This is a genomic window from Morganella psychrotolerans, assembly GCF_001676055.1.
Taxonomy (GTDB): Bacteria; Pseudomonadota; Gammaproteobacteria; order Enterobacterales; family Enterobacteriaceae; genus Morganella; species Morganella psychrotolerans_B.
Genome location: NZ_LZEX01000012.1, coordinates 31,385 through 56,207 on the forward strand (window position 1 = coordinate 31,385; position 24,823 = coordinate 56,207).

Here is a 24,823-nt window from a genome sequence, read left to right on the forward strand (position 1 = left end):
GACGAAAACCCGTTACTCACCATGGTAACGGGTTTTTTTATGCCTGAATTATATATATACCCAACGTCATTCAAGTTGCAGGAAGGCGGCAATTGAAGACAGACGGGAGCATACATTAGTATGTGACCCGGCTGTCCTCGTTCCGCCAACGCACCTGCAGTTTGAATGAATACGGGTATATCAGCGGCGGTTAGCCACCTGGCTTAACCATACACTGCCGACAACCACCAGAACACCGGTGCATTGTAGCAGGCTCAGTTGCTGATCCAGGATGAACCAGCCCAGTAATACCGCCGTCAGAGGGCTGAGAAAGCCAAGAGACGCGACCGAATTCGGCCCCAGAATGGCCAGCCCGCGAAACCAGAGCAGATACGTCAGTGCCGCACCAATCAATCCCAGATAAACCAGCCCGGTAATATTCAGCATGGTCAGCGGCGGCAGAGCCGGTTCCAGTAACAGGGAAACCGGCAGCAGCAGCAGCCCGCCTGCTGTCAGTTGCCAGGTGGTAAATGTCAGGGGAGAAACATCCGGCTGCCAGCGGCGGCTCAGAACAGTACCGGCGGCCATTGAAAATGCCCCGGCAAGCCCTGCGATAATCCCTAAGGTATCGGGTTTTGCCTGTGGTGTCAGTAACAGCAGCGCGACCCCGCCTATCCCGCACAAGGCCGCAATCACCGCCAGTGGTTTGAGGACATTTCCCAGCACCATCCGTGAAAGTAATAGCACGATCAGTGGCTGAACAGCACCGACTGTTGCTGCCACCCCACCCGGCAGGCGATACGCTGAGACAAACAGAAGCCACCAGAATACGGCAAAATTCAGTGCACCCAATACTAAAATACGCCCCCACCATATTCCTTTAGGTAGTTGCCGGATAAACAGCATCAGTAATAATCCCGCAGGTAAGGCACGCAGCATCGCAACGGTCATCGGATAACCCGCCGGTAACATCTCGGTTGTCACCAGATACGTACTGCCCCAGACAGCCGGAGCGAGAGCAGTCAGAAGTAAAACACCACCACGTTGCATAATTTACTCATCAATAATGTGTTATAGCGCACATGATAATCCGCATCAGAGCAGGTGGGAATAATGAATGGCAGGGTAGAGCACAAAAGACATATCCCCTTATTCATTCAAACTGCAGGCTCGTTGTCCGCATCTTGAATGACGTTGGGTATAGACCCGGGATAAAAAAAGAACAATACAATAAATTTGATCAGTTTGATGGTCAGGTAAAACGCAGGTGACAGGCAGAGAAAGGAAAAGCGTAAGCGCCATGGATGGCGCGATCCGAGCGCACAAGGATGTGTTCACAGCGTCTTTTCATTTTGCCTGTTACCCGCGTTGGCGCTGGTGTTACAAAAAAAACCGCCGTTTTTTCAAACAGCGGTATTGTAAAGACAGAACTGTACAGACTCTGTATAGCGGTCTGATTACTTAACTTCTTCGCCTTTTGCCTGTAAATCAGCATGATAAGACGAGCGGACAAACGGGCCGCAGGCTGCATGGGTAAAGCCCATTGCCAGTGCTTCGGCTTTCATTTCGTCGAAATCTTCCGGGCTGACATAACGCTGAACCGGCAGATGATGGCGGCTCGGTTGCAGATATTGCCCCAGGGTCAGCATAGTGACACCGTGACGGCGCAAATCACGCATAACATCCAGAATTTCTGCATTGGTTTCACCTAAACCGACCATCAGTCCCGATTTGGTCGGGATCTCAGGATGCGCTTCTTTAAAGCGCTCAAGCAGTTGCAGTGACCAGTCATAGTTCGCACCCGGGCGCACCTGGCGGTAAACGCGTGGTACGTTTTCCAGATTGTGGTTAAAGACATCCGGCGGTGTGGCGATCAGGATATCAAGAGCTTTATCCATGCGTCCGCGGAAATCCGGCACCAGGGTTTCAATTTTAATGGCCGGGCTGTGTTCACGGATAGCCGTAATACAGTCAGCAAAGTGCTGAGCACCACCGTCACGCAGGTCATCACGGTCAACAGACGTTATCACCACATAGCGCAGTCCCATATCTTTAATGGTCTGGCCCAGTTTTTGCGGCTCATTGGCATCCGGTGCATTCGGGCGTCCGTGGGCAACATCACAGAACGGACAGCGGCGGGTACAGATAGCACCGAGGATCATAAAGGTGGCGGTGCCGTGGTTAAAACATTCGCTTAAGTTCGGGCAGGATGCTTCTTCGCACACAGAATGCAGGCCGTTGCGGCGCATTGCATCTTTTATTCCCTTGATTTTATGGGTATCTGCCGGAAGTTTGATTTTCATCCATCCGGGCTTACGCAGCCGCTCGGTCGTTTCTGATACCAGGTTTTTGACCGGGATAAGCGCCATTTTATCGGCATCACGATATTTAATGCCGCGCTCCATCTGAATAGGTTTGCTCATGTTTATGCTGTTTCCGGTTAGATTCATCGGATAATGATTGATGAGTGCCTGCTGAATGTAACGGAATCATCAATCTTTTAAAAAATATTTTAAATATGTTAAAAAATTATAACACTATTCTGTTGCGAGTTGGAATCCTAATTGTCGGCAAAATTGTGCGGTCAGTACAGGCTGAACATCTGCTAATGTAATACCGGGAACAAAATCAGCCATTTGAGTCATTGCCAGCCCGGCGTAGCACAGGGATTAATCCGGTGAAAAGGTTCAAGATCCATATTAATATTGAGCGCCAATCCGTGAAAAGAGCGCCCGTTGCGGATACGCAGCCCGAGAGAGCAAATTTTGTTACCGCCTACATACACGCCGGGGGCATCCGGGCGCGGATAAGCATCAATATTCCACTGTTTCAGTGTCTCAACAACGGTATTTTCCAGCGCTGACACCAGCTCACGCACACCGATTTTGTCGCGTTTCAGATCAATCATCACATACATAACCTGTTGTCCCGGACCATGATAGGTCACCTGTCCGCCGCGGTCTGACTGAATAACAGGGATATCACCGGGAGCGAGAACATGCTCTGCTTTGCCCGCCTGACCCTGTGTGAAGACGCGTTCATGTTCAACCAGCCAGATTTCATTGCCGGTTTGTGTGTCGCGTTGTTCAGTAAATTGATGCATGGCGTCAGAGACAGGAGAATAGGGGCGCAGACCCAGCTGATGTAATGTGATGGTGTTATTTTGCAAAATCATATCTTCAATCCGGTATGCCGAACCCGCAGTATAGCGCGCGTTACAAAAGCGCACCAGCAATGTGCACATACCCTTATTCATTCAAACTGCAGGTTCGTTGGCCGCACTCCACCCGCCGCGTCACATACTTATGTATGCTCCCCGGCAATTGGAGCTTGCCGCCTTCCTGCATCTCGAATGACGTTGGGTATGGAATGTTCAGAAGCATAAAAAAAAGACCGCTTGTTCAGGCGGTCTTAATCATCTTATTACAGAACCATTCTTACGCGTTCTAATGCGCCCAGTTCTTCGTACAGACTTTCAATCTGGTCGATGTGGGTCGCGTCAATTGTGACAGAAACAGAATGATACGTTCCTTTGCTGCTCGGCTTGACTGACGGGCTGTAATCACCCGGCGCATGGCGCTGAATTACTTCCAGAACATCTTCCAGTAACTCAGGTTCAGCAGCACCCATCACTTTGTAAGTAAATGAGCAGGGGAACTCTAACAGTTCATTCAAATTGGTTTTCATGGGTGCTCCTTAATAAAGCAAATCTCAGATGAACTAAATATGGGGGTTATCCATCTGATTTCAAGTCTCAGCCGAACCAGCGGTGAAACAGCAGGCGGATATAGTCTATCAGGCGGCTGAAGAAATTACCTTCCGGTACGGCCTGTGCCACAACCAGCGGACGGCTTTCAATAATCTGGTTATCCAGCTGGAAATTAATTGTACCGACGACCTGGTTTTGTGCCAGCGGTGCATGTAATTCCGTGTTATTCAGGACAAATGCGGCTTTCAAATCTTTCAGACGACCACGGGGAATGGTGAGATAGACATCATTTTCCACACCTAACTGCACTTTATCAGTATCACCGAACCAGACAATTTCAGAGGCCAGCGGGTTATCTTTCTGCATCGGTTTCACGGTTTCAAAGAAACGGAATCCCCATGTCAGTAATTTTTTACTTTCCGCGTTACGGGCAGAGGCGGATTTGGTTCCCATAACAACAGAGATCAGGCGCATATCGCCTTCTGTTGCAGAAGCGACCAGGTTGTAGCCCGCGCCGCTGGTGTGCCCGGTTTTTATTCCGTCTGCATTCAGGCTTTTATCGCCGAGCAGGTCATTACGGTTCTGCTGGGTAATATTATTATAGGTGAATGAACGCTCTTTATAGATAGCGTATTCATTCGGCACATCACGGATCATTGCCTGCCCGATCAGCGCCATATCCCGCGCGGTACTGTACTGGCCTTCCGCATCCAGTCCGTGAACTGTTTTAAAATGCGTGTTTTGCAGTCCCAGTTGTGCGACATAATTGTTCATCTGGCTGACAAATGTAGTCTGATCACCGGAGACAAATTCTGCCATTGCAACACAGGCATCATTACCGGATTGCAGGTTGATCCCACGGGTGAGATCCGCCACGCTGACGCGATCTCCGGGCTTTAGGAACATCAGGGAAGAACCACGGAATACAGGGTTGCCGGTCGCCCAGGCATTTTCCCCGACAGTCACCATGCTTTGCGGTGTGAATTTCCCGGCCTGCATTGCCTGACCGATGACGTAGCTGGTCATCATTTTCGTCAGACTGGCAGGATCACGGCGGACATCGGCATTTTTTTGCGCAAGAATTTTGCCGGAATGGTAATCCATCAGAATATAGGATTCTGCTTCAATATCCGGTACGGCGGGTATGACGGTATTTTGGTTCGGGATATCAGCGGCCGAAGCGGCGGCGCTAAGCGCCAGTGCAAAGCCGAAAGCAGCCAGACGGGTGGCACGGTAACAATAAGTAGTTGCGTATTTCATGAGTGTTAAAACAATATTGATGATGCCGGTGGAAAAGAAACGCTATCATAGCAAAAGTGCTGTGAACGCGCGTTATTTTACGTAAGTTTTATACCCTTATTCATTCAAACTGCAGGTTCGTTGGCCGCACTCAGCCAGCCGGGTCACATACTAATGTATGCTCCCCGTCGGTCTTCCCTTGCCGCCTTCCTGCATCTTGAATGACGTTGGGTATATACCCTTGGTTTTTATACAACACCGGGCGCATAAAAATCAGATTATGGCGCCAGGATAAACGAATTCATATTCAGTTGCTGACGTAACCGTCCCTGAATCTCTGTTGCCCGTTCGCGGCTGGTGAACGGCCCTAACTGAACCCGGTAAACATCACCGAAGGCTTCTGTCATGCCGGGTACCCCTAATTTTTCGCTGAGTTCTTTTTGCCACTGTGTCGCGCGTTCAGCATCACCCACCGCTCCCACCTGGATACGGTAACCGGTGGCGCCGGCAGGCGCGGTAGTTGCCGGCTGTGTCGCGGTGACAGGAGCGGACGGGGTATCAGACGTGGTTGCCGGTGTCTCAGCTGTTTCCTGCGCTGCGGAGGCAGGTATGGCGGCAGGTATCAGGGCTGATTCAGGCTGTGGCTGCGGCATGACCGGACGACTGTTCGCCGGTAGTGCCGGCGCACTTTCCATTACAGGTGTTCCCATCGCACTGGTTTTTCCGAGCTCAGGACGGCCCGGCAGGGCATAGCTCTGCTTGGCGACAACCGTTCCGACAGTCCCGGGACCGCTCAGAGTGCCATCCTGTGAAACAATAATCGGATCAATTTTAATCCGGGTATTCGGCAGCAGATTCAGGCGATCAGCGACCGCGCGTGAAAGTCCCGCTTGTTTGCCTGGCATGTACGGTCCGCGATCATTAATGCGTACGACCATCATCCGGTTATTCGCCATATTGGTCACACGGGCATAGCTTGGGATCGGGAGTGTCGGGTGTGATGCGGTTAATTCCGCACTGTTAACCCGTTCGCCGCCGGCTGTCGGATTCCCGTTTTGCGCCTGACCGTAGATCCACGCATAGCCTTGCTGTGTAAAGTTTTCCGGATCACGGACAATCTGATATTGCTGCCCGTTGCGGACATAATCGTCATTGGCTCCCGGGTGCAGTGGTTCAAACATCGGTACTGCGCCTAAAATTTCTTTTGCCGGACCGGCGGGGGCTGTGTGTTTAATCGGCGGGGGCGTTGACGGACATCCCGCAAGCAATATGGCCATAACAGTGACCGAAATCCATTGAAAACGCATAAAAAACCTCATTATAAGCTTTTTGATAACATCTTACGGTGCGTATGAATTGACATGACAATACCAAATCCCGCCATTAATACAATTAAGGCGGAACCGCCGTAACTCATCATCGGCAGCGGTACGCCCACCACCGGCAGGATCCCGCTTACCATGCCTATATTCACAAACACATACACAAAAAAGATAAGCATCAGGCCGCCGACCATAACCCGGCCAAAGGTGTTCTGTGCACGGGCTGCAATAACGAGCCCGCGCATAATAATCAGAAGATAAATAACCAGCAGGAATATAACACCAATCAGCCCCAGCTCTTCTGCGAGTACGGCAAAAATAAAGTCAGTGTGGCGTTCCGGCAGGAACTCCAACTGAGATTGCGTTCCCAGCAGCCAGCCTTTTCCGGCGAGTCCGCCGGAGCCGATAGCGATTTTTGACTGAATGATATGGTAGCCCGCGCCGAGCGGATCAGTTTCCGGATCCAGCAGCATCATCACGCGCCCGCGCTGGTAATCGTGCATCAGGAAAAACCAGAGCAGCGGAATAAAGGCCGCCAGCAGGAGTACCGCAACACCAATCAGCCGCCAGCTCATCCCCGCCAGAAACAGCACAAAAATCCCGGACGCGGCAACCAGAATCGAGGTTCCCAGATCCGGCTGAGCGGCAACCAGTAAAGTCGGGATAATCACCAGCAGCAGGGCGATGGCGGTATTTTTCAGTGTCGGCGGGCATTGGTCACGGTTCATAAACCGTGCGACCATCAGCGGAACAGCAATTTTGGCAATCTCTGACGGCTGAAAACGGATAATCCCCAGATCCAGCCAGCGCTGTGCGCCTTTACTTATCTGCCCGAAAACATCCACAAACACCAGCAGGACAACACAGACGATATACAGGTGCGGCGCCCAGGTTTCATACACGCGGGGCGGAATTTGCGCCAGTATCAGCATGACGACAATACCGGTAAAAATCTGTCCGAGGCGGCGCTCCATCATTTCCGGATCCAGACCGCTGGCGCTCCACAGGACAAAGGCACTGTAGACCAGCAGGATCATCAGCAGCACAAACAACGGAAAGTCGATGTGCATGCGGGTCATTAAAGATACTTTGCGTTGATTCTCAGTCATGGGCATTACTCAGTTTCACTGCCGGGCGGCGAAGGCGGCGCATCGGGTAAGTCAGTATTGTTATCCCCCAGCAGAACGTGATCCAGAATCTGGCGGATTAATGTTCCCACCGCAGGACCGGCTCCGCCGTTTTCCAGAATGATAGTAACGGCAACCGTCGGGTTATCATAAGGCGCGTAGGCTATCATCAGTTTATGGTCACGAAGCCGCTCGGCAAGTTTGCTGGCATTGTAGGTTTCATAACTGAATACCTGCGCGGTCCCAGATTTTGCAGCGGCTTTATACGGCGTTCCGGCAAAAAATTTCCGCCCTGTGCCGTTCGGGGCATTAGCCACACCGTACATACCTGATTTTGCCAGTTCCCAGTACCCGGAATGAATATCAGCGATAGCAGGGCTGGTTTTTTGTTCATACGGCAGCATGCCGTTACCTTCTTTGGTGCCCAGTAACAGATGCGGCGTTTTCACCACGCCGTCATTAATCAGGATATTGAGTGCTTTTGCCATCTGAATGGGGGTGGATGTCCAGTAACCCTGTCCAATCCCGACCGGAATGGTATCGCCCTGATACCAGCGTTTCTTATAGCGGCGCTCTTTCCATTCACGGGTCGGCATCACTCCGTTGTACTCTTCCATCAGGTCAATACCGGAATACTCACCATAACCAAAGCGGGTCATCCAGGCTGAGAGGCGATCAATGCCCATGTCATACGCTACCTGATAAAAAAATGTATCCGCTGATTCTACAATGGCTTTCACCACATTCAGATTGCCGTGACCATAGCGTTTCCAGTCGCGGTAACGCTTTTCCGAGCCGGGCAACTGCCACCAGCCGGGGTCAAAGATAGTTGTATTACGGGTGATGACTTTTTCACTGAGTGCCGCGACAGAGATAAACGGCTTGACGGTTGACGCCGGCGGGTAAAGGCCCTGTGTGGTGCGGTTGATAAGCGGGCGATCCGGGTTACCGAGTAACTCGCGGTAATTCGGCCCGGAAATTCCGTTCACAAACAGATTCGGGTCATAGCTCGGATTAGAGACCAGGGCGAGAATTTCACCGTTACGCGGATCACTGACAACCACAGCAGCACGGCTGGTGGTCAGCAGCTTTTCAATATAAATCTGTAACTCAAGATCAACCGTGAGATAGATATCTTTCCCGGCTTGCGGTGCTTGTTCATGCAACTGACGGATCACCCGCCCGCGGCTGTTGACTTCCACCTCTTCATAGCCGGTTTTTCCGTGTAACACGGATTCATAATAGCGTTCGATTCCCAGCTTGCCGATATCATGAGTCGCAGCATAGTTTGGAAAAATGCCTTCCTTTTCCAGACGTTCGACATCTTTATCATTAATTTTTGCCACATAACCAATAACATGCGTCAGTGCAGAACCATACGGATAAAAGCGGCGCTGATAACCTTTGATTTCCAGCCCGGGAAAGCGGTACTGATTGACCGAAAACCGTGCAACCTCAATCTGGTTCAGCGGGGTTTTCAGTGCAATAGAGGTAAAGCGGCGTGAGCGTTTGCGCTCTTTTTCATAGTTGGCGATATCTTCGTCTGTCAGATCGACAATATCCCGTAATTCATTCAGGACTGCCGGCAGGTCAGTCACTTTCTCCGGCACAATTTCCAGTTGGTAAATAGTGCGGTTGACGGCAAGCAGTGTGCCTTTGCGATCATAGATAAGGCCGCGGCTCGGCGGAATAGGCACGAGTTTTATCCGGTTATCATTTGACCGGGTCTGATAATCTTCATGGCGGTTTATCTGTAAATTATAAAGATTAGTAATCAGAACGGCAGTTAAAACGATCATACCGATAAACACCACAACGGCGCGGCGGATAAACAGAGCTGATTCCGCAGAATAATCGCGGAAATCCATCCGTTGTTTGCGTTTTTTCTTATCGCCGTCTGGCGAATTAAAACCGGGCACCGGTGTTATTCCCTATGATACGGATGGTTAGCGGTAATACTCCATGCACGGTATAAACTTTCTGCTACCAGCACACGCACGAGCGGGTGAGGAAGTGTCAGCGGGGAGAGCGACCAGCTCTGCTCCGCAGCAGTTTTGCAGGCAGGCGCTAATCCTTCAGGCCCGCCGATAAGCAGGCTGATATTACGCCCGTCCTGTTTCCAGCGCTCCAGTTGTCCCGCCAGCTGTGGCGTATCCCAGCGGTCGCCGGGAATATCCAGGGTGACAATCCGGTTGCCTTTACCCACTGCCGCCAGCATTAATTCACCTTCTCTTTCAAGTATCCGTTTGATATCGGCATTCTTACCCCGTTTCCCTGCCGGGACTTCGGTTAATTCAAATGGCATATCTTTCGGAAAACGATGAAGATAATCCTGAAATCCGGTTTCGACCCAATCGGGCATTTTAGTACCGACGGCAATGAGCTGTAACTTCAAAACTTAGCTCCAGAGCTTCTCTAATTCGTACATACGGCGGCTCTCTTCCTGCATTACATGCACGATGACTTCACCGAGGTCGACGACGATCCAGTCAGAGACACCCTGACCTTCCACGCCGAGTGGCATCAGACCGGCCTGACGGCAGTCTGTTACCAGGTTATCTGCCACGGATGCCAGATGACGGCTTGATGTGCCGGTGCAAATGAGCATGTAATCTGTGACACTGGACTGGCCGCGGACATCAATAGTAATAATATCCTGTGCTTTGGAGTCTTCAAGTTTGTCTATAATAAACTCAAGTAATTCTGTGCCTTGCAAAAGGTTCACCTTATTCTGGATAAATGGATAACAAAAACGGCCCCCCGGAAATGTTACCGGCAGTACAATGCACTGCATACGGGGTTACTGTGTGCCGGAGAATAGTCACTATTTTACGTTACACGGGACGATTTTGCGAGGCTCGCCCGGATGTTGTCACCGGCACGGCAAGAATACCAGCGAACCGGGGGAATACAAAGAAGTAAAGATTAAAGAAATATGAGTAAAGGTGCTGACAGAAAAACAGAAATCATCCGTTTCTGTACTATTATTATATTTTACAGGCTCAGGAGGGAGCAAATGACATACGGGGACGTTCCCGGCGGCAAATGGTCACTGCCGGACGATGAAGCGCGGGCGTTGCAACCGCCTGTCCGTGCCGCAGTGCTTATCCGTCTTCACAGCCGCTATAAATATGCACTGATGGCATATTCTCCTGCGTTGTATAAAACAACAGGGCGTCTGCTGGCTCAGGCCGGAACCTTGTCACCGGCAGCGCTGTGTGACACAGCTGAAACCTGGACACAGGCATTAGTGAGCGCATTTTCACAGCCGGCGACCCGTGCCAATATGACCAATGCACTGATGCACATGCAGGGCTATTTTAAGCGTTTGCTGACAACGCAGGAAAAACAGCAGATGACCGACATGATCCTGGCTTACCGGCAGGGAACGGATACGCCGGAGGCAGTAAAAGCGATGCTTTTGCATTATGCGCAGCTTCACGACGTCCGTTACTTGTGTGATCAGGCGTTGTTACAACCTGTGGCGGCAGATGGGTCAGTCAGTCACACTCAGGTCTGAGCAGAGTGTAACGGTCGCCCATATTATTATATCCCCAGTCACACATCAGCATCAGAATGGGGATCAGTGAGCGGCCTTTATCTGTAATCGTATATTCAACGCGGGGCGGTACTTCGGCAAATATTTCCCGGGTAACCAATCCGTCAGCTTCTAATTCACGTAATTGATTGGTTAAAGTTTTTTGTGAAATATTGGCAATGTAAGTCCGTATTTCACCGAATCGCTGAACGGTTTTATCAGATAATAAATTTAAAATTAATGGTTTATATTTCCCACCGATAACGGAGAGCGTTACTTCTATTTCGCTGACTACTTCAATTTTATTCATTTGGCTATCCATTGGTTACCTTGAGGTAACTTTGTGAAATAAATCTGCCTACTTGCTATGTGTAACGTAAGGAATAGAATTGTGCAAATTTTATTTATACCCTTATTCATTCAAATTGCAGGTTCGTTGGCGGTACTCAGCCCGCCTGCCTGCATTCTGAATGACGTTGGGTATATACAAACAAGGTAAATACAATGAAAAAATTAGTCGTTATCACAGGCGCAAGTTCCGGTATTGGTGAAGCTGTTGCAAAACGCATGAGTCAGGCCGGGCATCCGGTATTATTATTGGCGCGCCGTGAACAAATTCTGGAGAGCTTTAATCTGCCCGACAGTCTGTGCAAACGTGTTGATGTGACCGATCTCAATGCAATGAAAGCAGCAATCCATGAAGCGGAAGGGCTTTATGGCAAAACAGATTTATTAATTAACTGTGCGGGCGTCATGTTGCTGGATAATCCGTATGACCAGGATTTCAGTGAATGGCAGCAAATGGTGGATGTTAATATTACCGGTGTACTGACAGGTATTAACGTTGTATTGCATGACATGGTGCAACGGGAAGAGGGCACGATTATTAATATCAGCTCGATTGCCGGAAGAAAAACATTCCCGAATCATTCAGTTTATTGCGGAACTAAATTTGCGGTTCATGCCATTACAGAAAATATCCGTGAAGAAGTGGCGTCAGCCAATGTCCGCTTAATTACGATTGCACCGGGTGTGGTTGAAACACCATTATTAAGCCACACCACAAATGAAGAAATTAAGCAGAACTACCAGACCTGGAAAAAAGATATTCAGTCAGGACTGGCACCGGAAAAAATAGCTGACTGCATTGAATTTGCATACAACCAGCCGCAGGATGTGTGTATCCGCGAAATTGTGATTGCGAAAACAAAACAGGCAAGCTGATATAGTCAGCGGTAAAGCCCCTGGGTAAGGATATAATTCTGAACGGCGGGGGCGAGCTGATCACGGCAATCCTCGCCATTTTTCAGCCGCTCACGGATATTCGTGGCTGAAATAGGAAACAGCGGGGTATCAGCCAGAAAAATATAGCCACACGGAGACTGATGCAGGCTTTCCGGCGTGGTGATCAGATGTTCCACAAACCAGTCAGCCAGCCTTTCCGACGGAAAATCCAGTGAATAACCCGGGCGTTTGCACACCAGCAGATGACATAAGGTTAAAATCTTATCCCATTCATGCCAGGTATCAATGCTGAGTAAAGAATCCTGCCCGATGATAAATGCCAGTGACTGTTGCGGGCCAATCTCAGCCCGGTACTGACGCAGCGTTTCGACAGTATACGAAAGTGCATCCCGGCGCAGCTCGCGATCGTCCACCCGGAACAGCGGATCACCCTGTACCGCCAGTGTTGCCATCATCAGACGCTGACGTGCATCAGCCTTTGGCTGCGGGCGGTGCGGCGGGACATTGTTCGGCAGTAAAATAACCTGCTCCAGCCCGGCAACGGCAGCCATCGCTTTTACGGTATTGATATGTGCCTGATGGACCGGGTCAAATGTTCCGCCATAAAGCGCGAGAATACTGTTATCCGCGTTGTTCATCATAGAGGAGTTGTCCTGTCTGTGCTTTACCACTCAGAAGCAGTGTCAGTGTCAGGAAATCATCCCCAACAGACTGACCGTAGTCCTGTTTAAGGCGGATTTCAATACGGGCTATCAGGGTTATCGCAACCTGCAAAGTTTGTGCTGAGAGCCGTGCCAGTGCGTCACTGAGCAGTGTCCTGCGGTTCTGCCAGACACGGTGCTTATCAAATAAAGTACGCAGCGGCTGGTGGCGGCTTTCCCGCTGTAAGGTCAGTAACTGCATCACTTCCCGCTGAACAGTGCGCAGCAAAATAACAGGTTCGCTGTCTTCCGCCAGTAATTGTTGCAGGATATGGCAGGCACGCTTACTTTTTCCCGCCAGCAGAGCATCAGTCCAGTGATACGGCGTAAAATGCGCGGCATCATTGACCGCTGATTCCACGCGGGGCAGTGTCAGTTTTCCGTCCGGGTAGATAAGTGCCAGACGCGAGAGTGCCTGGGAGAGCGCCAGCAGGTTTCCCTCATAACAATAGCAGAGCAGGCGCACGGCCTGTTCATCCGGCTGTAGCTCAAGCAGTGCTGCCCGCGCGGTTACCCATTGCGGCAGGCGGCTCAGTTCCGGTGTCATACAGGTAATATAGGCAGCATCCTGCGATATAGCTTTAAACCAGGCGCTGTTTTCCTGTGCCTTGGTCAGTTTGTAGCCGCGCAGGATAAGCAGCAAATCAGGGTGCAGCAGCCCGGCGAGTTTCAGAAGCTGTTCGCCCATGGCGGCGTTTGCGCCATTTTCCGGCAGATACAGTGTCAGCGTTTGCCTTCCGGCAAACAGACTGAGTGACCGGCAGACAGAAAAAATTTCATCCCAGTCAGTATGTTGCTCGATGCTGAAGCTGTAGTGTTCATCAAATCCCTGCTCCTGCGCCGCATGGCGGATAGCATCCCGGGATTCCTGAAGTAATAAGGGTTCGTTACCCCAGAGGAGATAACGTTCACGCAGCCCCGAACGGAGCTGCGTTATGAGTTGCTCAGGTGAAACTTTTATCATGCCTTGGGTGTGACAATCTCAGCAGCTTCAGCGTTCTCATGTTGCTTTTGCTGCTCAGATGGCTGAATAACCAGAAGTTTACGGATAAGACGGGCGGCGGCCTGCTCGCGCATTTCGTCACGCACCATGTCTTTTTCCGCATCTTTTGCCAGTGCTTCCAGCGGGTTATCAAAGAATGAACGCTCTACACGAACACTCAGCGGATACACTGAGCCGTTCGGCATAATGACCTGGGCATTCAGGAAATAGACCAGTTCTTTTTCAGCGGCTTTACCATCCTGGAAAACAGAGACGGTTTCTTCCGAACCTTCAGAAGAACTGACAATTTTCAGCACAGGGATTGATGCGTCACCGCTCTCAATAATCTGCACGTTATTTAGCCGTAATTGCTGGCGGATAGCACGGGTCTGTGCGCCGTACGGATCACCGGTGCTGATTTGCAGTTTCTGTAATTCAGCCGGAATTTGCGTGGTACCACGCAGCTGGAAGCCGCAGCCTGCGGTGACCAGCACCGCAAACCCGAGCAACAGCGTCATAATGCGATGTCGCACGATATCTCCTTAAATTAACCTACAACCAGGTTCAGTAACTTACCCGGGACATAAATGACTTTGCGAATACTCACACCTTCGAGGTATTTCACGACATTCTGCTCTTCCGACGCCTGCGCTAATACCGCATCCTGCACCGCATCAGCAGCGACAGTGATACGACCGCGGACTTTACCGTTGATCTGGATAACAATCAGTTTGGTATCATCAATCATTGCGTCTTCGCTGGCAACCGGCCACTGCGCATCATCCACATCCGTTTCATGACCGAGTGCTTTCCACAGGGTGAAACCGGCGTGCGGAATGATCGGGGACAGCATCAGAATAATAGCATCCAGCGCTTCCTGCATCAGGGCGCGATCCTGCTCCGTTTTCTGAGGTGCCTGCAGCAATTTGTTCATCAGTTCCATAATCGCGGCGATAACCGTATTGAACTGTTGACGGCGGCCTGCATCATCACTGACTTTGGCGATGGTTTTATGCAGCGCGCGGCGCAGATCTTTCTGCTCTGCAGTCAGCGTGGTCAGATCCAGTGTACCGGTTTTGCCTTTCTGCGTGTGCTCGAACACCAGGCGCCAGACACGGCGGATAAAGCGGTTTGCGCCTTCCACACCGGACTCCTGCCATTCCAGTGTCAGCTCCGGTGGTGCGGCAAACATCATAAACAGGCGGACAGTATCCGCACCGTATTTTTCGACCATGATCTGAGGGTCAACGCCGTTATTTTTCGATTTCGACATTTTACTCATACCGGTGTAAACCAGCTCACGACCTTCATTATCAGTTGCTTTGATAACCCGGTTTTTATCATCACGCTCAAGAATGGCATCTTCCGGAGAAACCCAGACACGGTGACCATCGGTATCGGTATAGTAGAATGAATCTGCCAGTACCATTCCCTGACATAACAGACGCTTAGCCGGTTCATCAGAATTAACCAGACCTGCATCGCGCATCAGTTTGTGGAAGAAGCGGAAATACATCAGGTGCATGATGGCGTGTTCAATACCACCGATATACTGATCGACCGGCAGCCAGTAGTTTGCCGCAGCCGGGTCCAGCATACCTTTGTCGTAATCCGGGCAGCAGTAACGGGCGTAATACCAGGAGGATTCCATAAAGGTATCAAAGGTATCGGTTTCACGCAGCGCCGGCTGACCATTAATAGTGGTTTTTGCCCACTCAGGATCAGCTTTAATCGGGCTGGTAATGCCATCCATAACCACATCTTCCGGCAGAATAACCGGGAGCTGGTCTTCCGGAACCGGGACTACCGTTCCGTCTTCCAGTGTTGCCATCGGGATTGGCGCGCCCCAGTAACGCTGACGGGAAACCCCCCAGTCGCGCAGGCGGTAGTTTACTTTGCGCTGACCGGCACCCAGGGCAACCAGTTTGTCAGCAACCGCATTGAACCCGGCGGTATTATCCAGACCATCAAATTCGCCTGAATTAAACAGGGCATTTTTACCGGTCATGGCAGCGGCACTTAAATCAGGTGCATTGCCGTTATCATCGAGGATAACCGCTTTCAGGGTTAAATCGTATTTACGGGCAAACTCCCAGTCGCGCTGATCGTGGGCAGGAACCGCCATTACCGCACCCGTACCGTATTCCATCAGAACAAAGTTGGCGACCCAGACAGGTACTTTTTCACCGGACAGCGGATGAACAGCATACATGCCGGTTGCAACGCCTTTTTTCTCCATCGTGGCCATTTCAGCTTCAGCCACTTTGGTATTACGGCATTCATCAATGAAATCTTTCAGGGCCGGGTTATTCAGCGCAGCCTGTTGTGCCAGCGGGTGACCTGCGGCGACAGCCAGGTAAGTCACGCCCATAAAGGTATCAGGACGGGTGGTGTAGACACTCAGTTTTTCGTCGCTGTCAGCCACATCAAAGGTGATTTCCACCCCTTCTGAGCGGCCAATCCAGTTACGCTGCATGGTTTTGACCTGTTCCGGCCACTCATCCAGTTTATCGAGGTCATTGAGCAGTTCTTCCGCGTAAGCGGTGATTTTAATAAACCACTGCGGGATCTCTTTGCGCTCAACCGGGGTATCACAGCGCCAGCAGCAGCCGTCGATAACCTGTTCGTTTGCAAGGACTGTCAGGTCATGCGGGCACCAGTTGACAGCAGACGTCTTTTTATACGCCATTCCCTTTTCAAACAGTTTGGTGAAGAACCACTGTTCCCAGCGGTAATATTCCGGCGTACAGGTGGTGACTTCGCGATCCCAGTCGTAAGCAAAACCCAGTTTTTTTAACTGGTTTTTCATGTAATCAATATTGGCGTAAGTCCAGGGAGCAGGTGCGGTATTATTTTTTACCGCCGCACCTTCAGCCGGAAGACCAAACGCATCCCAGCCGATTGGTTGTAATACGTTTTTCCCCAGCATCCGCTGGTAGCGCGACATCACATCACCCAGGGTGTAGTTACGTACGTGGCCCATGTGTAGTCGTCCGGAAGGATACGGTAGCATAGACAGACAGTAGTATTTTTCTTTACTGTTATCTTCAGTCACTTTAAATGTTTGTTTTTCCTGCCAGTGACTCTGGACTTGTTGCTCTATGTCTTCGGGACGATATTGTTCTTGCATGGCACCGGTATTCCTGTGGTGAGTAACTGCCGGACGCGCTGCATATAATGCCGCAGCGTTCAGCTCGGGATATAGGATTTTATTAATATCAGACTCGTTAGCATAGCCGATATGCCCCTGAGGGAACAACAGTTAAGCTCGATAAGGGGTGAAAAAAGCAGGGGAAGTGCGGTGAGAGGGGGAAAAGGCCGGTACTGAACCGGCCGTTCTGAACATTTATACCCTTATTCATTCAAACCGCAGGTTCGTTGGCCGCGTGAAACCAGCCGGGTCACATAGTTTACCTATGCTCCCCGTCTGGTTTCACTTACCGCCTGCCTGCAACTTGAATGACGTTGGGTATATGTACATTAATGCAGGATTTTGGCGAGAAACTCTTTGGCGCGATCCGATTTCGGATTGACAAAGAAATCCTCTTTTTTACTGTCTTCGACGATTTTGCCTTCATCCATAAAAATCACGCGATCCGCCACTTTACGGGCAAATCCCATTTCGTGGGTGACAACCATCATCGTCATTCCTTCATGAGCCAGTTCGACCATAACATCCAGCACTTCATTGATCATTTCAGGGTCAAGAGCCGATGTCGGTTCATCAAACAGCATCGCCACGGGATCCATACAGAGTGCGCGGGCAATTGCCACACGCTGCTGTTGTCCGCCGGAGAGCTGTGACGGGAATTTATCCGCATGGCTGCTCAGCCCTACGCGCTCCAGCAGTTTCAGCGCTTTCTCTTTTGCCGCCGCTTTGTCGCGGTTCAGCACTTTAACCTGCGCCAGAGTCAGGTTTTCAATAATAGAGAGGTGAGGGAACAACTCAAAGTGCTGGAAGACCATCCCTACCTTTGAGCGCAGTTTTGCCAGATTAGTCCGTTTATTATTAACCTGTGTGCCGTCGACAAAGATTTCGCCTTCCTGAACCGGCTCCAGACCATTAACCGTTTTTATCAGTGTGGATTTGCCGGATCCGGACGGACCGCACACGACAACCACTTCCCCTTTTTTGACGTCGGTCGAGCAGTCGGTTAAGACACGGAACTGACCGTACCATTTGGATACATTTTTCAGGGAGATCATGACACAGTCCTTTTCTTGAGATAATTAACCAGCATTGACGCCGCAAAACTGATAATAAAGTACACAGCACCGGCAAACAGCACCATCTCTATTTGTGTTCCGTCGCGCTCGCCGATATTGCTGGCGGTACGGAAGAAATCCGTCAGGCTGAGGACATACACCAGAGAGGTATCCTGGAACAATACAATGCCCTGGGTCAGCAGCAGCGGGATCATGGCCCTGAATGCCTGGGGCAGAATAACCAGACGCATGGTCTGCATTTTGGTCATGCCCAGCGCCAGTGAGGCGGAGGTTTGTCCTTTAGAGACGCTTTGGATCCCCGCGCGGATAATTTCAGCATAATAGGCGGCTTCAAACAAAGAGAACGCTATCATAGCGGAGATCAGACGGATATCTGTTTTTGGTGATATGCCAAGAACATTTTGGACTAAGTTAGGCACAATCAGATAAAACCACAGCAGCACCATTACCAGCGGCACGGAACGAAAGGCATTCACATAGAGAGCGGCTATCCATCTGATGGCTTTTACAGAGGAAAGACGCATCATCGCCAGCACGGTTCCCCAGAGGATCCCGATAACAATGGCGGTGATGGTTATTTTAGCGGTGATAGCCAGCCCCTGTAACAGGAACGGCATACCCGGCATCACGGAACTCCAGTCAAATTCGTACATCAGTGACCTCCCGTCCCGGGCAGACGTACCCGTTTTTCCAGTAAATGCATTGCGACCATAATAATGATGTTAATGCCGACATACGCGAGGGTGATGGCGGTAAAGGATTCATACGCCCGGGCGGAGTAATCGAGTAATTTTCCTGCCTGTGCTGCCATATCAACCAGACCGATTGTGGAGGCGATAGCAGAGTTTTTCACCAGATTCAGCATTTCGGATGTCATCGGCGGAATAATTACGCGGTAAGCATTCGGCAGCAGGACATAGCGGTAAGTCTGTGGCAGTGTTAGTCCCACCGCAAGACCGGCAGCTTTCTGACCGCGCGGCAGTGACTGAATAGCGGCGCGCACCTGTTCTGTCATACGGGCAGCGGTAAACAGCCCCAGACAAAGCATTGAGGAAATAAAGAACTGGATATTCGGATCGAGATCCATCTTAAACCAGTCACGGACAGCCGGTGGCAGGAATTCCGGGATAACCAGATACCAGGTAAAAAACTGGACGATCAGAGGTACATTACGGAAAATTTCCACATAAACAGTGCCGAGCGAAGAGAGAAACCGGTTCGGTACGGTACGCAGAATGCCGAACAGAGATCCCACCAGAAAGGCGATAATCCAGGCACAAATTGACAGCATTACCGTGACTTTCAGACCGGACAGGATCCAGCCGAAGTAGGTGGTATTGCCGAAGGGGGCGGGCTGAAAAAAAATCCCCCAATCCCAGTTAGCTGACATAGCGCGGCTCCCGTTAAAAGAACGAACTCCCTGTACAAGAGAAATAGTCTGTGGTGACAATGGATTTACATCCGGCGGACAGCGGTATTATTGTCTGCGCCCGCAACAAGTAAGGCATGCGGGCGCAGCGGTCTTATATCCTTATTCATTCAAACCGCAGGTTTGTTGGCTGCATTCTGAATGACGTCGGGTATGGTTATATCCTGCAATCCGGACGGGGCAAGCCCGTCATATCCGGCGCGGACGCCGTATTATTCAAAGGCTTTATCGTTCGGTGCTTTGAACAGCCCTTTCATTTCATTGGATAATTCAAATTTCAGGTTAAGATTTTTAGGCGGGATCGGCTCATTGAACCAGCGGGTATAGGATTTTTCAGCTTTACCTGAGGTCTGGGCATCAGCGACGGTTTTGTCGATCAGTGCCTTGAACTGCGGATCATCTTTACGCAGCATACAGCCGTAAGCTTCTTCGGACTGCGGTGTGCCGACAATCACCCAGTTATCTGATTTTTTCGCTTTGGCACGCTCACCGGCGAGCAGAGCATCATCCATCATAAACGCAACAGCACGGCCGGACTCCAGGGTACGGAAAGCATCCCCGTGATCTTTGGCGCTGATAATGCGCATTTTCATCTGTTTCTCATCATTGAGCTTATTCAGCAGCATTTCAGAGGTTGTACCGGAGGTGACCACCACGTTTTTACCGGCGAGATCGGCAAAATCTTTGATACCGGAGTCTTTACCGGTCAGCAGGCGGGTACCGACGACAAAAATAGTGTTGGAGAATGCGGCTTGTTGCTGGCGGGCCAGGTTGTTGGTGGTAGAGCCGCACTCAAAATCAAACGTACCGTTTTGTAATAACGGAATCCGGTTTTGTGAGGTGATAGGGATCAGTTTTACCTGAAGATCCGGTTTGTTCAGTGTTTTCTTAACCGCATCAACAATATTATTGGAGTAGTCCTGAGAATACCCGACCACATTTTGCTGATTATCATAATAAGAGAAGGGAACGGAGGATTCCCGGTGACCGACGACAATGACACCGTTATCATTGATTTTTTTTAGTGTGCCGGTTAACTCTTCGGCAGAAACGGCGGCACTGGCGAGTGCGGCACTGGTGATAAGTACCGACAAAAGTAACTTGCGCATAAACAACTCCTTTTTTGGGAAGAGGTATAACGATGTGTACTGCTTATGTGACCGTGTTGTTAAAAATAAAACACAACTGTTAATTAATGAAAGCGAATTTGTTTTAAATCGGGATATCCCTCTCACTCTGTCTGATAAAGATATGCAAGTTGCAATGTAAATAACCATTCGTATTAAATTATGTTATTTTCACTATCTTCAGGCTTATATGCTGTTGTTTTCGGTTTTTTTATTTATCTGGTAGTGTGTTTGACTATCGTGCCAGTTTATTATTTATATGGATAAATGATTTGACGTGATATTCCGCTGATGTGACAATTTTCCGGAACTCTGAGCGAAAGAGAGATGATTACGGTAAAATGTGTAAAGTTATGGTTATTAAGTTGTCTGAAATTGCAGGCTGTGTAAGATAAGCGCTAACTATCAGGGAGCGGGCTATGCTGAAGCAACGCAGGCAGGGTTATCTGCTGCTGTTTTTCACATTATTCTTTATCTTGTTGTGTGTGACACAACGGATGTCTGGCGCAACCCGTGTCAGTCAGAGCCCGTCTGCGGATGTTATATCACAAGTGCTGATAAGTGACGCCGGGACAGAAAACGTCTCATCCGGCAGTACCTGTGATATCAGTGCCAAGTCCCTGAGTACGGTACCGCCGTTCTCAGCAGAACCTCTCTTTTTTGCCTTTCTTTTCTTCGTCATTACCGCGAATATTTCCCCTGTACGCTACCGTTCGCGTTCCTGGCGGCAACTCATCCCGCTTATGCGCCTGCGCAGGCATCTCCATTTTTGTGTCCTGAGGATTTAGCGTCCGGCAATTCATATTGTTGGTTTTTCGCTTATTCGGAGATAAAAAAATTATGCGTTCTGTATTAACAGCATTTGTGCTGTTTCTGTTCACGTTAACAAACGTGCATGCGGCTGATACCGGCTGGACAGATATGCCGCAAAACACTCATGCCCGGGTGAAAGTCACATCAGACCAATGGAAAGACGGAAAATTGCGTCTGCTGCTGGCGGTTGAATTACAACCCGGCTGGAAGACGTACTGGCAGTCTCCCGGTGAAGGTGGCGTTGCCCCTGAACTGATCTGGCAGACGGAAAATATCCGTTCTCAGTGGTTCTGGCCTGCACCGCAGCGTTTTGAGGTCGCCGGGCTTTCCACCCAGGGCTATGGCGGCAGTGTGGTGTTTCCGCTGGAAGTGACGGCGGCTGAGCCTGTGTCAGACCTTAACGGGACGCTGACATTATCAACATGCAGTAATGTCTGTATTCTGACAGATTATCCGGTATCGCTTGATACCACAGAGCCTGCACCGGCTGATTTTGACCGGCAGTATAATATTGCCCTGCAGCAGGTACCAAAGGCGGAAGGTAATATCACCATTGAAGGCAGCCGGATAAACGGCGGCACGCTGACAATGTCACTGCACCGCCCGGATGGCTGGCAGTCACCGCAGCTTTTCTTTGATGCAGCGGAAGATATCATATTTGGCGCGCCTTCCTTTAAGGTGTCCGGCGATAATCTGACAGCATCTGTGAAGGTAACGGACGACTGGGGAGAAGCCCCGGGGGATTTAAACGGACAGCCACTGTCTGTCGTGGTTACTGACGGTGCAACCGCGCAGGCACTGACGACAACTATTGGCGCCGGTACTGATACCCCGGGTGCAGTATCAGACAGCGGTACCTCTTTTGCTCTGCTACTGTTGTTTGCCCTGCTCGGCGGGCTGATCCTCAATGTGATGCCATGCGTGTTACCGGTGCTGGCGATGAAACTCAGCTCTGTATTGTATGCGGATAACCGGGGTAGCCGGGTGCTCCGTACGCAATTTCTGGTTTCCTCATCGGGAATTATGGTGTCCTTCTGGATCCTGGCGGGGCTGGTTTCGGTACTGCGACTGACACAAAGTGCGGTCGGTTGGGGGATCCAGTTCCAGAATCCGTGGTTCCTCGGTTTTATGGTGCTGGTCACGCTATTGTTCAGTGCCAATTTGTTCGGCGTGTTCTCCATCAGCCTGAGCAGTAACGCCTCTACGAAGTTGGCAACAGCCGGCGGAAAAGGCATGCGCGGGCACTTTATGGAAGGCATGTTTGCCACACTGCTGGCAACACCTTGCACCGCGCCTTTCCTCGGTACGGCAGTCGCATTTGCCCTGGTCGCACCTTATTCTCAGTTGTGGCTGATTTTCACCGCTCTCGGGCTGGGTATGAGCCTGCCGTGGCTGCTGATCGCCGCGTTTCCGGGGATCGCAAAAGCCCTGCCGAAACCGGGCCGCTGGATGAACGGGTTGCGCCTGGTGCTGGGTGGCATGATGTTTATCACCACTTTGTGGCTGATAAGCCTGCTTATTCCGCACATCGGTACACTGACGGCTGCCGTGATAGTGGCGGTGGTATTGCTGGTGTTAGTCCTGCTGGCGTTCCGCCGTGCCGGTCTGAAGCGGGGATCGGCGGCGCTGGTGGCTCTGCTGGTAACCGGGGGGATCTGGGCGGGTATCAATATCACTGATACGCCGCAGGACAGCCTGGTCAGAGACAATGTTGACTGGCAGCCATTAACCGAAGAAGCTATTACGACGGCGCGAGCTCAGGGAAAACGGGTGTTTGTGGATGTCACCGCCGAATGGTGCGTGACCTGCAAAGCCAATAAATACAATGTATTACTGCGTGAAGATGTTCAGAATGAATTGAGCAAACCGGATGTTGTCGCACTGCGCGGTGACTGGACAAAACCGTCTCCGGAGATCACGGCATTTCTGGAAAAACGCGGACATCTGGCTGTACCGTTCAATCAGATTTATGGTCCTGCTTTACCCGGCGGCGAAATATTGTCACCATTACTCGACAGAGAAACCCTCTTACACTTATTAAATCAGTCACAAGGAATTGAACCATGAAAAAAACACTCGCAGCTTTAATTATCGGCTCGCTCTTTTTTACCGCCACAGCAAACGCCGCGGCGTTAACAGCCGGCCAGGAAGCGCAGGTGCGTGAATTGGTTCGTGATACGCTGGTTAAAAATCCTGAAATTCTGGAAGAAGCGATTGCTGCATTACAGCAAAAACAGAATGAAAAGCAGAGCGCACAAGTTAAGGATGCGGTAAAAGCGAATGCAGACGCGTTGTTTAATGATAAATACACGCCGCGCATCGGCTCAAAAACACCAAAACTGACGATTGTCTCTTTTACTGACTATAACTGCCCGTATTGCAAACGTTTTGATCCGCAGTTAGAAGCTGCTGTTAAAAATAACCCGGATATTGCAGTGGTATTTAAACTGCTGCCGTTTAAAGGTGAAAGCTCGCTGAACTCAAGCCGTGCAGCACTCTCTGTCTGGGAAACCAAACCGGAAGCCTTTGTTCAGTTGCATAATCGCTTTATGCAGAAAAAAACCGCACTGACACAGGATGATATCGACAAAGCAATGAAAACCGCCAACGTGAGTGATGTAAAAATCACAGAAAACAGCATGAATACCATGCGTATGAATATGATGCTGGCAGAGCAGCTCGGCGTGCAGGGAACACCGGCGACACTGATTGGCGATGTGATGCTGCCGGGCGCGGTTGATGATGCGCAGTTAGATGCGGTCATTAAAGAAGAACTGGCTAAGGTTAAATAATGAAATTACTGCGCAGATGGGGAAAGGAATTTCTCCTGCTGGCGGTACTTTTATTTATTGCGTCACAGGCGATGGATTACTGGCGCAAGCCGGATACCCCGGACTTACAGGCCATCGGGACGCTGACTCTGACAGACGGCACTCAGGTGTCAATCGCACAGCTGAGTGCAGAAAAACCGCTTCTGGTCTATTTTTGGGCATCATGGTGCGGGATCTGCAAACTGACATCGCCGTCCGTCAGTGAGCTGTCGGCGTCCGGTTACAATGTGGTATCGGTGGCTATCCGCTCGGGTGATGATGGCCGTCTGGCAAAGGGAATGGCGGTAAAAGGCTATGATTTCCCTGTGATAAATGACCCTGACGGTAAAATCTCACAGCAATGGGGCGTGAATGTCACCCCGACCTTTGTGATTTATGATAAGGGTGAGATGGTCAGTTATACCAGCGGCTGGACAAGCAAGCCAGGCTTACTGCTCCGCCTGTGGCGGGCAGAATATCTGTAATTTGTGTTAGCTGTTAAATAAAAAATCCCGCAGTGATGTTTCATCTGCGGGATTTTTATTTCCTGTTTGGCAACATTCAACCTTGCTGCT

The 24,823-nt window shown here is 50.4% G+C and carries 24 protein-coding genes and 1 pseudogene; 6 read left to right on the top strand and 19 right to left on the bottom strand.

Going from position 1 to position 24,823, the window contains the following annotated elements:
• Positions 1-180 precede the first annotated feature (180 nt).
• The 10 genes and pseudogenes from AYY17_RS08620 to rsfS all read right to left on the bottom strand — a co-directional run bounded on the left by AYY17_RS08620 (position 181) and on the right by rsfS (position 10,101).
• On the bottom strand, positions 181-1,029 hold the full coding sequence (locus AYY17_RS08620) for an EamA family transporter (protein ID WP_067422995.1): 849 nt from the start codon (positions 1,027-1,029) through the stop codon (positions 181-183).
• A gap of 407 nt (positions 1,030-1,436) precedes the next feature.
• Entirely contained in the window at positions 1,437-2,402 is a 966-nt protein-coding gene (lipA, locus tag AYY17_RS08625) for a lipoyl synthase (protein ID WP_067422997.1), read from the bottom strand.
• A 114-nt stretch (positions 2,403-2,516) separates the two neighbouring features.
• A pseudogene (gene lipB, locus AYY17_RS08630) lies at positions 2,517-3,154 on the bottom strand (lipoyl(octanoyl) transferase LipB).
• Between the two features lie 248 nt (positions 3,155-3,402).
• On the bottom strand, positions 3,403-3,666 hold the full coding sequence (gene ybeD, locus AYY17_RS08635) for a DUF493 family protein YbeD (RefSeq protein ID WP_067370139.1): 264 nt from the start codon (positions 3,664-3,666) through the stop codon (positions 3,403-3,405).
• A 67-nt stretch (positions 3,667-3,733) separates the two neighbouring features.
• Positions 3,734-4,948: a D-alanyl-D-alanine carboxypeptidase DacA gene (gene dacA / locus AYY17_RS08640; RefSeq protein WP_067422999.1), complete on the bottom strand. Its 1,215-nt coding sequence runs from the start codon at positions 4,946-4,948 to the stop codon at positions 3,734-3,736.
• A 257-nt stretch (positions 4,949-5,205) separates the two neighbouring features.
• Positions 5,206-6,234: an endolytic peptidoglycan transglycosylase RlpA gene (gene rlpA, locus AYY17_RS08645; RefSeq protein WP_067423001.1), complete on the bottom strand. Its 1,029-nt coding sequence runs from the start codon at positions 6,232-6,234 to the stop codon at positions 5,206-5,208.
• An 11-nt stretch (positions 6,235-6,245) separates the two neighbouring features.
• Positions 6,246-7,358 carry a peptidoglycan glycosyltransferase MrdB gene (mrdB, locus tag AYY17_RS08650; RefSeq protein ID WP_067370348.1) on the bottom strand — a complete coding sequence of 371 codons (1,113 nt, stop codon included), beginning with the start codon at positions 7,356-7,358 and terminating at the stop codon, positions 6,246-6,248.
• Positions 7,359-7,363: 5 nt separating this feature from the next.
• Entirely contained in the window at positions 7,364-9,244 is a 1,881-nt protein-coding gene (mrdA, locus tag AYY17_RS08655; protein ID WP_067423003.1) for a peptidoglycan DD-transpeptidase MrdA, read from the bottom strand.
• Positions 9,245-9,300: 56 nt separating this feature from the next.
• Positions 9,301-9,771, bottom strand: a complete 471-nt coding sequence (gene rlmH, locus AYY17_RS08660) for a 23S rRNA (pseudouridine(1915)-N(3))-methyltransferase RlmH (RefSeq protein WP_067370152.1) — start codon at positions 9,769-9,771, stop codon at positions 9,301-9,303.
• A gap of 3 nt (positions 9,772-9,774) precedes the next feature.
• On the bottom strand, positions 9,775-10,101 hold the full coding sequence (gene rsfS / locus AYY17_RS08665) for a ribosome silencing factor (protein ID WP_082970817.1): 327 nt from the start codon (positions 10,099-10,101) through the stop codon (positions 9,775-9,777).
• A gap of 291 nt (positions 10,102-10,392) precedes the next feature.
• Here rsfS and AYY17_RS08670 point away from each other — a divergent pair, with 291 nt between their 5' ends.
• The gene (locus AYY17_RS08670; RefSeq protein ID WP_067423005.1) at positions 10,393-10,896 is read left to right on the top strand and encodes a DUF1722 domain-containing protein; all 504 of its coding nucleotides are present in this window, start codon (positions 10,393-10,395) and stop codon (positions 10,894-10,896) included.
• On the opposite strand, the gene AYY17_RS08675 is transcribed toward AYY17_RS08670, so the two are convergent.
• The gene (locus tag AYY17_RS08675; protein ID WP_067423007.1) at positions 10,877-11,224 is read right to left on the bottom strand and encodes a winged helix-turn-helix transcriptional regulator; all 348 of its coding nucleotides are present in this window, start codon (positions 11,222-11,224) and stop codon (positions 10,877-10,879) included. The two genes, AYY17_RS08670 and AYY17_RS08675, sit on opposite strands and share 20 nt — an antisense overlap.
• A gap of 194 nt (positions 11,225-11,418) precedes the next feature.
• Here AYY17_RS08675 and AYY17_RS08680 point away from each other — a divergent pair, with 194 nt between their 5' ends.
• A complete protein-coding gene (locus AYY17_RS08680) occupies positions 11,419-12,138 on the top strand; it encodes an SDR family oxidoreductase (protein WP_067400168.1) in 720 nt (239 codons plus the stop codon).
• Positions 12,139-12,143: 5 nt separating this feature from the next.
• Here the strand turns inward: AYY17_RS08680 and nadD are convergent, their stop codons facing one another.
• The 8 genes from nadD to AYY17_RS08720 all read right to left on the bottom strand — a co-directional run bounded on the left by nadD (position 12,144) and on the right by AYY17_RS08720 (position 20,607).
• Positions 12,144-12,800, bottom strand: coding sequence for a nicotinate-nucleotide adenylyltransferase (nadD, locus tag AYY17_RS08685; RefSeq protein ID WP_067423009.1), 657 nt, complete (start codon positions 12,798-12,800; stop codon positions 12,144-12,146).
• A complete protein-coding gene (gene holA, locus AYY17_RS08690; protein WP_067423011.1) occupies positions 12,781-13,824 on the bottom strand; it encodes a DNA polymerase III subunit delta in 1,044 nt (347 codons plus the stop codon). The genes nadD and holA overlap by 20 nt, the downstream gene beginning before the upstream one ends.
• A complete protein-coding gene (gene lptE, locus AYY17_RS08695) occupies positions 13,821-14,375 on the bottom strand; it encodes an LPS assembly lipoprotein LptE (protein WP_202906396.1) in 555 nt (184 codons plus the stop codon). The genes holA and lptE overlap by 4 nt, the downstream gene beginning before the upstream one ends.
• Positions 14,376-14,389: 14 nt before the next feature.
• Complete coding sequence (gene leuS / locus AYY17_RS08700; RefSeq protein WP_067423015.1) at positions 14,390-16,972, bottom strand: leucine--tRNA ligase; 2,583 nt, start codon at positions 16,970-16,972, stop codon at positions 14,390-14,392.
• Between the two features lie 350 nt (positions 16,973-17,322).
• A complete protein-coding gene (locus AYY17_RS08705) occupies positions 17,323-18,048 on the bottom strand; it encodes an amino acid ABC transporter ATP-binding protein (RefSeq protein WP_067423016.1) in 726 nt (241 codons plus the stop codon).
• Positions 18,045-18,722, bottom strand: a complete 678-nt coding sequence (gene gltK, locus AYY17_RS08710) for a glutamate/aspartate ABC transporter permease GltK (protein WP_067423017.1) — start codon at positions 18,720-18,722, stop codon at positions 18,045-18,047. The genes AYY17_RS08705 and gltK overlap by 4 nt, the downstream gene beginning before the upstream one ends.
• A complete protein-coding gene (locus AYY17_RS08715; RefSeq protein ID WP_067423018.1) occupies positions 18,722-19,459 on the bottom strand; it encodes an amino acid ABC transporter permease in 738 nt (245 codons plus the stop codon). Before AYY17_RS08715 ends, gltK begins: the two co-directional genes overlap by 1 nt.
• 251 nt (positions 19,460-19,710) lie before the next feature.
• The gene (locus tag AYY17_RS08720) at positions 19,711-20,607 is read right to left on the bottom strand and encodes a glutamate/aspartate ABC transporter substrate-binding protein (protein WP_202906397.1); all 897 of its coding nucleotides are present in this window, start codon (positions 20,605-20,607) and stop codon (positions 19,711-19,713) included.
• Between the two features lie 437 nt (positions 20,608-21,044).
• Here AYY17_RS08720 and AYY17_RS08725 point away from each other — a divergent pair, with 437 nt between their 5' ends.
• Genes AYY17_RS08725 through AYY17_RS08740 form a run of 4 tightly spaced genes read left to right on the top strand, consistent with a single transcriptional unit; the run spans position 21,045 to position 24,733 of the window.
• On the top strand, positions 21,045-21,413 hold the full coding sequence (locus AYY17_RS08725) for a copper-binding protein (protein WP_067400193.1): 369 nt from the start codon (positions 21,045-21,047) through the stop codon (positions 21,411-21,413).
• Positions 21,414-21,465: 52 nt separating this feature from the next.
• Positions 21,466-23,505 carry a protein-disulfide reductase DsbD family protein gene (locus AYY17_RS08730; RefSeq protein ID WP_067423519.1) on the top strand — a complete coding sequence of 680 codons (2,040 nt, stop codon included), beginning with the start codon at positions 21,466-21,468 and terminating at the stop codon, positions 23,503-23,505.
• A complete protein-coding gene (locus AYY17_RS08735; protein WP_067423020.1) occupies positions 23,502-24,230 on the top strand; it encodes a DsbA family protein in 729 nt (242 codons plus the stop codon). Before AYY17_RS08730 ends, AYY17_RS08735 begins: the two co-directional genes overlap by 4 nt.
• The gene (locus tag AYY17_RS08740; protein ID WP_067423022.1) at positions 24,230-24,733 is read left to right on the top strand and encodes a protein disulfide oxidoreductase; all 504 of its coding nucleotides are present in this window, start codon (positions 24,230-24,232) and stop codon (positions 24,731-24,733) included. The genes AYY17_RS08735 and AYY17_RS08740 overlap by 1 nt, the downstream gene beginning before the upstream one ends.
• Positions 24,734-24,823 lie beyond the last annotated feature (90 nt).

Bases quoted from the DNA above. Each gene is read 5' to 3' on its own strand.
- AYY17_RS08730 (WP_067423519.1), top strand. From the start codon at position 21,466: ATGCGTTCTGTATTAACAGCATTTGTGCTGTTTCTGTTCACGTTAACA.
- mrdB (WP_067370348.1), bottom strand. From the start codon at position 7,358: ATGACTGAGAATCAACGCAAAGTATCTTTAATGACCCGCATGCACATC.
- nadD (WP_067423009.1), bottom strand. From the start codon at position 12,800: ATGATGAACAACGCGGATAACAGTATTCTCGCGCTTTATGGCGGAACA.
- AYY17_RS08735 (WP_067423020.1), top strand. From the start codon at position 23,502: ATGAAAAAAACACTCGCAGCTTTAATTATCGGCTCGCTCTTTTTTACC.
- AYY17_RS08715 (WP_067423018.1), bottom strand. From the start codon at position 19,459: ATGTCAGCTAACTGGGATTGGGGGATTTTTTTTCAGCCCGCCCCCTTC.
- AYY17_RS08680 (WP_067400168.1), top strand. From the start codon at position 11,419: ATGAAAAAATTAGTCGTTATCACAGGCGCAAGTTCCGGTATTGGTGAA.
- gltK (WP_067423017.1), bottom strand. From the start codon at position 18,722: ATGTACGAATTTGACTGGAGTTCCGTGATGCCGGGTATGCCGTTCCTG.
- rlpA (WP_067423001.1), bottom strand. From the start codon at position 6,234: ATGCGTTTTCAATGGATTTCGGTCACTGTTATGGCCATATTGCTTGCG.
- dacA (WP_067422999.1), bottom strand. From the start codon at position 4,948: ATGAAATACGCAACTACTTATTGTTACCGTGCCACCCGTCTGGCTGCT.
- AYY17_RS08620 (WP_067422995.1), bottom strand. From the start codon at position 1,029: ATGCAACGTGGTGGTGTTTTACTTCTGACTGCTCTCGCTCCGGCTGTC.
- AYY17_RS08705 (WP_067423016.1), bottom strand. From the start codon at position 18,048: ATGATCTCCCTGAAAAATGTATCCAAATGGTACGGTCAGTTCCGTGTC.
- AYY17_RS08725 (WP_067400193.1), top strand. From the start codon at position 21,045: ATGCTGAAGCAACGCAGGCAGGGTTATCTGCTGCTGTTTTTCACATTA.
- holA (WP_067423011.1), bottom strand. From the start codon at position 13,824: ATGATAAAAGTTTCACCTGAGCAACTCATAACGCAGCTCCGTTCGGGG.
- AYY17_RS08670 (WP_067423005.1), top strand. From the start codon at position 10,393: ATGACATACGGGGACGTTCCCGGCGGCAAATGGTCACTGCCGGACGAT.
- lipA (WP_067422997.1), bottom strand. From the start codon at position 2,402: ATGAGCAAACCTATTCAGATGGAGCGCGGCATTAAATATCGTGATGCC.
- AYY17_RS08740 (WP_067423022.1), top strand. From the start codon at position 24,230: ATGAAATTACTGCGCAGATGGGGAAAGGAATTTCTCCTGCTGGCGGTA.
- AYY17_RS08675 (WP_067423007.1), bottom strand. From the start codon at position 11,224: ATGAATAAAATTGAAGTAGTCAGCGAAATAGAAGTAACGCTCTCCGTT.
- ybeD (WP_067370139.1), bottom strand. From the start codon at position 3,666: ATGAAAACCAATTTGAATGAACTGTTAGAGTTCCCCTGCTCATTTACT.
- leuS (WP_067423015.1), bottom strand. From the start codon at position 16,972: ATGCAAGAACAATATCGTCCCGAAGACATAGAGCAACAAGTCCAGAGT.
- mrdA (WP_067423003.1), bottom strand. From the start codon at position 9,244: ATGGATTTCCGCGATTATTCTGCGGAATCAGCTCTGTTTATCCGCCGC.
- AYY17_RS08720 (WP_202906397.1), bottom strand. From the start codon at position 20,607: ATGCGCAAGTTACTTTTGTCGGTACTTATCACCAGTGCCGCACTCGCC.